Genomic DNA, 6,047 nt, shown 5'->3' with positions numbered 1-6,047 from the left:
CGCGGCGCTTTAGCCCGCGTACCGCCTCGCTAAAGCGCCGCGCTACAAGCTTGCCAGCCACAGCTCCAATATCCTCCCTATTCCCCATGCCGAATCGCACAAAACTCTTCTACCTTGCTGTCTCCCTAGCAGGAATCGCGTTTCTGGTATTCACAGTTTGGATCATCCACGAAGCCAACATCGGGCGAGACAACATCCTCTTCAAAACCGTCCGAGCCACCCCTCACGGCGACAAGATAGGACACGTCCTACTCGCCGGCTTCCTCACCCTTGTACTCAATTTCTTCCTACGCAATCGAGCCTTCACCCTGCGAAAACTGATTCTCCCATGGGGCTCCCTCGCCGTCTTCGCGATCGCCGTCATCGAAGAAGCCAGCCAGTACTTCCTCCCCACCCGCAGCCTTGATATCAAAGACGCCCTCGCGAACCTGCTAGGGATCATCCTGTTCTCAATTCCAGCCATCCTCTCGCGCCGCCGGTCTCACCAAAAAAGGTAGAACACCGCCCCACACCTCGGTTAGTTCGACCTTAGCTCATAACCGCAACAATCGCCACAATCAGCAGCAAAGCTCCGATCAAGCGGCGTCCCAAGACATCCCCACCCAGCGCCTTTTCATCGTTTGAAAACCAGTGCCCAACCACCCAAACCAGCACCACACCCCAAACGCCACGAGAGCTGTAAATCACGTTGATCACCGCCGCCTTCCCGTAAACGCCAACCGCATAGGCCATCAAACAAGATTGAACCGCCCACAAGGCAGATCCCGCTAAGAGCCACGACCAAGCCGTTCGGGAAATCTCCGAAACCGGGCCTCGAAACAAAGGGATCAACACCAGCGACCAAGCCATAACCACCGAAAAGGTCCCCGCTATCAATTTCTCATATCCAAGCTCTGAACCAAAAGCCTGCATCGCGGAGTCTCCCACCGCATAGGCGATGGAACACCCGAGCCCCAGCACCAGCGAGTAAACCACACGTTTCCGCTCCGCCTCCGATCTCCCCCTCAAAAGCAAAACCGCGATCGCGCTCAGTACCGCGGCGACCCAAACGAGCGGCGATAGATCTTCCCCTAGCCAGATCGAAACGACGAACGCCACAAAAACAGCCTTCGTTCCCATCAAAGGAGTGAGGAGGCTAACGTCCCCTTTATGGATCGCCAAACACCAAAGCAGCTGTCCGACAAAAAAGATACTCCCGATAAACAACGGCATCCCCAGAGATTCCCACTCCCGGATCGGCTCCCCAAAAAACCAGAACGGGGCCGCCATCAAGAAGAGCACCAGATTCGAGAAGAAGGTAGTACGCCACGGCCCCAAACCAAGCGTAGTTGCTCGCTTGATACAAAGAGCTCCCACCGCGAAGCAAAGGCCCGTCAGCAAAGGAATCACATGATACGCTTCCATTCAGCAACGACCTTCGGCCCATTGCAGGTCATCCAGCAATCAAAAAGGCGCCCAGCTCCAAACGAGATTTACCAACTCTTTGCTGGCACCCATACCCAAAGGCCTATTCATTCAGAGACAGAAAAGGACCTAACAGTCCTTTGCTAAGATTTTCACTACATGACTTACACGATCGAAGAACTCGCTCAAATCGTTAACGGAGAGATAGTTGGAGACCCAACCACCTCGATCGAGTCCGCTTCCACCCTCGAAGCGGCCGTACCCGGCCAAATCGCGTTTCTCGCCAACCGCAAATACCGCAAAACCGTCGCCACCAGCAAGGCCTCCGCCATCGTCACCCGCGAGCCTCTTGAGACGGAAGCCGCCCAGATCGTAGTACCCGATCCCTACTTCGCCTTCCGCGAAATCGTCGTCCACATCCACGGCCACCGCGACCACCTCTTCGAAGGCATCAGCCCCGCCGCCCACATAGCCCCTACCGCGCAAATCGGCCAAAACGTTCGCATCGCCCACGGAGCCACCGTCTCCGAAGAAGCGAGCATCGGCGACGACTGCGTCCTCTACTCCGGCGTATTCGTCGGCCCCCGAGCACGCATCGGCAGCGGCTGCATCCTCTACCCCAACGCCGTCGTATTCGACACCGTAGAAGTAGGCGACCGAGTGGTGATCCAATGCAACGCCAGCGTCGGCCACGACGGGTTCGGTTTCGCCACCCATCAAGGCTCCCACCACAAGATTCCCCACATCGCCAAAGTCATCCTCCAAGACGAGGTCGAGATCGGAGCCAACGCCTGCATCGAGAGCGGCGCCTTCGACGACACCATTATCGGAGCCGGATCCAAGATCGGCGACTCCGTCGTCATCGGGCACGGCACCAAGATCGGCAAAGGCTGCCTGCTCGTCCCCCAAGTCGGCATCGCCGGATCCGCCGAACTGGGCGACTACAGCCAAATGGGCGGCCAGGCCGGCATCACCGGTCATACCAAAGTCGGCCCACACACCGTTATCGCGGCCAAATCCCTCGTAAACCACAACCTTCCCGGCAAGCAAGGCGTCCTCGGCTTCCCCGCCTTCGACATGGCTCAAGCCCGCAAATCCGTCGCCATCTACAAAAACCTGCCCAAGCAACGCGAGAAACTGATGGCCCTCGATCGTAAGGTAAAGGAACTGGAGGAAACCATCGCCGCCCTCAAGCAAGCGACCGAAGCCTCCTAGGAACCGCCCAAGGCAGAGAGCGGACACACAATTTCCACTCATGAAACGACATCTAAAAATCCAATTCACCGACGGCAACGTCATGCAGTTCGAGTTTTCCCCCTCCATCGAGGAGCATCGCATGGGCAGCTATCTCGATCAGATGATGTCTCTCTCGAACCTCATCATCGAAGCGGAAGGCAGAGTCATGCTCTTCCCCACGCAAAACATCAAGTTCATCGAGGTCTACCCCGCCCCCCAAAAGCTCGGCACCAATATCATCCGAGCCGCAAAGATCGTCGACTAGACGAGGGCAGCCACGCCTGCCCTTCCAAGTACGACCAAGGTCTCATTGGCACCCCATCCACCATCAGGTAGACTGGGGCATCCTGAAATAGGATCCAATTCCTCGGCTCCACTTCAGGAGCCAACCATCCAATGCCATGACGACCTTTACATCTCACGCTTTCCGTTCAGCCCAGCCGAACGCCCCTCTTGCCAAGCTCAGAACAGCTCTGCTGCTCCTGCTAGCACTTCCCTTTCTAGCCTTCGCTGACGAGTGGGAATATCGCGTCGGCTCCACCGCCACCTCCAAGTTCACCGAGCACTGGAAGGGCACCGCCACCTACCAGTCACGCTACAAGGAAGGCGGCGACCACTATCGTCGACACATCGACCTCGGCCTATTCTACGGCGGCATCACCAAGCACATCGACCTCACCGGAAACTTCCGGGCCACCGAGCGAAAAGACTTCGAAACCGGCAAGTGGAACGACGCCGACTTCTACTACATGAACGCCACTTACCGCCACAAGATCAAGGACACCGGCGTTTCCCACCGCCTACGCTTCGAATACGAAGAATTCGATTGGGACTACGACGTCCTCTATTACCGCATCGCCCTCAGCCCTCCCTACGAATTCGAGCCGCTACGCGAAAACCTGATCCTCGATCCCTACACCATCAAGCCCTTCGCCAGCTACGAAGTCGCCCTCGACACCAACGAGGACGTGCTCTCGCACACCTACCTCCTGGGACTCTCCTACCTTTTCTCAGACAAGGTCGTCGGCAACCTCACCTACGAGTTCGCAGACAATCGCGGAGACCACAACCCGCCCAACGTCAACATCCTCTCGTTCGACCTCAAGTTCCTCTTCTGAGGCTATTTACAAGACCTTCGTCTAGAGCAAACGCCCCAGATTGAAGCCAGAACACCTCTTTCTGCACCATTCGAGGCAACATTCGCCTCGAACGTCGATCAAAGCAGAATGCAGTGAGAACCAAACAACAAATTCCAGACACGCAACCATGCTCACAAGCTGTACTTTACATCCGTCAGGACCGATGACGCCACAGACCTACGTACTCCCTTTCGGCAAGTACACAGCGTTTCAGAACGTCCTGATCGGAGAACCTGTCGAGTCTGTAAACATGGGCATCCCGCAAGCACGCCAGATCATCGACGAGATCGCCCGCCGATTCGAAGGCAAATGGAGCTATATCGGCAACCGGATCAACCGACACTCCGTAGACCCCATGGTCTATATTTTCGCCAAACAGGAAGCCCCAGGCTTCCACTCAATGGCAGTCGTCAGCTACTCCAGCTACACCGAGAAGTTCGCCAAAATCGAAAGAGAGATCGCAAATTCCGTGAATCTCGATTTCGAGACGTTCAACGACTTGGAAGCAGCCCAAAGCTGGACTCAGCAAAGACTCGCCCTCGCCAACGCGACCGAAACCACCGCATAGTCCCGCCCAGGAGGCCTCATGAAGGCTGTCCCCCGAAGCGACTGCAGGAGAAGCAGCGCGGCGCGACACGATCCTGCCAAACCATTACAAACGCTCAACCCGAGCATTTTTCTTTTGTTTGGTCGCATCTCGGATGTCGCCTGACCGCGTCTACCTACAGAAATACGGGACTCTTCATCTGTAGGTCCGGGCGTTGACCGGACATGTCCCATTTGGGTTGGCGCGTAAAACACAAAAAGCTCTAGCCAATCCCATCTAGACGGGGAACACCTCAAGCCGTTAGCTGCCGAGATAGATTACCACCCCCCCCCCGCCCCTGCCCTTCTCAAACCAGGACCGCGCACCTCAAATCATGCGCATCCCCAAGGTAGAGCCCGCTGTACCCAGCGGGCACCCCTCAAAGCAAATGTCCGTTGGGACAACGGCCGCAACCTTCTCGAAAGCAAAGATATCAACCCCCTTTGCGGATAGCCTCTCAATCGCCCATCCCCAAAACACAAAAGAGGCGAGCTGCACTCTCGCGCAAAACTCGCCTCAAATGAAAGAGGCCGGAGCATAGCGCCGGCCCCTGTCTACCCGATTTAAAAACTCTTCATGAAGGAGAGGAAGACATGGTCACCATCCATACGGTTTTCCGAATCGTATTCATGGATCCACTTCGCGACAAACGCCGCTTCCCCGCCGAACTTCTCAGGCACCCACATCACTGCAGGACCGACACCAGCCGCTTCCGCCTTGAAGTCGCCCAGCTGAGCCCCAGCCCCACTGTCACCACTAAGCTGCTTGAAGAAGTAGCCATGCACTCCCAGAGCCAAAGTCGGCGAAACGAATTGGTTCAGCACGAAGTCGAGATGGATTTCATCCCCACTCTGATAGTCAGTATCATCGTTCTCGGTATTATAACCGTAACCTAGGATAAAGGAGTAGTCCTGCCCCTTTTCCTCGTTCATGTAAGTGGCAGAAAAGTCCGTCTCAAACGTCCAGTAGTTCAGGCCAATGTTCGCCACGTCATTCACGTCGTAGTCCCCCACTGGCGCCACCACATAAAACGCCTGGTTGAAGTGCCAATTGCTGCCGTTGTTCCAATAGAAGGAACCAGGCACCAACGTAATGTCACCATACGATGTCTTATCGTCCGCAACCCTCAAAGAAGTCTCCCCAGCGGTAAGCTCCGCCTCGATATCGGCCTTACCCGCCACCAACGTTCCTCCGAAGGCATACTGGGCTCCGAAAAGCTCGATCCCCGGCTTGTTGATCAAAGAAAAATACGCCAACGACAGCTCGAGGTCCGCCGAGACTTCCAGTTCCCCAGAACGCACATTCTGCTCACCATCCGCGCGATAGAAGTACGCGTCCGTTCGCATGCTCCACCCCTCGGCCGGCTCCAAAGCCACTCCCAAGTCACCGTAAAAGCCGGGAACGTAATTCGAGTACCCTCCCTCTGCGGCATGAAGCGAAAGCGGAGCGGCAATTAAAAGTCCGAGTGATGCGAGTTGTTTTAATTTCATCGGTTGTAATCTCTCGTTTGAGTTAAAGTGAATCGGTATGCGGAGATTATAACCGCCCCCACCCCATCCATCCATGGCACTTAGGTCCTAGGTGTTTCCCCGAAGCCCCAACACCCACTCAACAACCGCCCCCAAACACCCCTCCAATCCCGCTCAAAAAAATCTCCCAAGCGCCCTCAAAGATTGGTCGCG

Annotated in this window: 7 protein-coding genes; 5 read left to right on the top strand and 2 right to left on the bottom strand. The window is 56.1% G+C overall.

Annotated features, from left to right (window positions below):
- The first annotated feature begins 86 nt into the window (after nucleotides 1-86).
- Nucleotides 87-497: a VanZ family protein gene (locus tag JIN87_RS27425; RefSeq protein ID WP_200359837.1), complete on the top strand. Its 411-nt coding sequence runs from the start codon at nucleotides 87-89 to the stop codon at nucleotides 495-497.
- Between the two features lie 31 nt (nucleotides 498-528).
- Here the strand turns inward: JIN87_RS27425 and JIN87_RS27420 are convergent, their stop codons facing one another.
- Nucleotides 529-1,404, bottom strand: a complete 876-nt coding sequence (locus JIN87_RS27420; RefSeq protein WP_200359835.1) for an EamA family transporter — start codon at nucleotides 1,402-1,404, stop codon at nucleotides 529-531.
- Nucleotides 1,405-1,563: 159 nt separating this feature from the next.
- Here JIN87_RS27420 and lpxD point away from each other — a divergent pair, with 159 nt between their 5' ends.
- From lpxD to JIN87_RS27400, 4 genes are all read left to right on the top strand, one after another.
- A complete protein-coding gene (gene lpxD / locus JIN87_RS27415) occupies nucleotides 1,564-2,619 on the top strand; it encodes a UDP-3-O-(3-hydroxymyristoyl)glucosamine N-acyltransferase (protein ID WP_200359833.1) in 1,056 nt (351 codons plus the stop codon).
- Between the two features lie 40 nt (nucleotides 2,620-2,659).
- On the top strand, nucleotides 2,660-2,905 hold the full coding sequence (locus JIN87_RS27410) for a hypothetical protein (RefSeq protein WP_200359831.1): 246 nt from the start codon (nucleotides 2,660-2,662) through the stop codon (nucleotides 2,903-2,905).
- 136 nt (nucleotides 2,906-3,041) lie between these two features.
- On the top strand, nucleotides 3,042-3,758 hold the full coding sequence (locus tag JIN87_RS27405) for a DUF2490 domain-containing protein (protein WP_200359829.1): 717 nt from the start codon (nucleotides 3,042-3,044) through the stop codon (nucleotides 3,756-3,758).
- A gap of 148 nt (nucleotides 3,759-3,906) precedes the next feature.
- Nucleotides 3,907-4,347 carry a hypothetical protein gene (locus JIN87_RS27400; protein WP_200359827.1) on the top strand — a complete coding sequence of 147 codons (441 nt, stop codon included), beginning with the start codon at nucleotides 3,907-3,909 and terminating at the stop codon, nucleotides 4,345-4,347.
- 581 nt (nucleotides 4,348-4,928) lie between these two features.
- Here the strand turns inward: JIN87_RS27400 and JIN87_RS27395 are convergent.
- On the bottom strand, nucleotides 4,929-5,855 hold the full coding sequence (locus tag JIN87_RS27395; protein WP_200359825.1) for a SphA family protein: 927 nt from the start codon (nucleotides 5,853-5,855) through the stop codon (nucleotides 4,929-4,931).
- Nucleotides 5,856-6,047 lie beyond the last annotated feature (192 nt).

The sequence above is a fragment of the Pelagicoccus mobilis genome (assembly GCF_016595505.1).
Taxonomy (GTDB): domain Bacteria; phylum Verrucomicrobiota; class Verrucomicrobiia; order Opitutales; family Opitutaceae; genus Pelagicoccus; species Pelagicoccus mobilis.
This window is presented reverse-complemented; position numbering and strand designations above follow the sequence as displayed.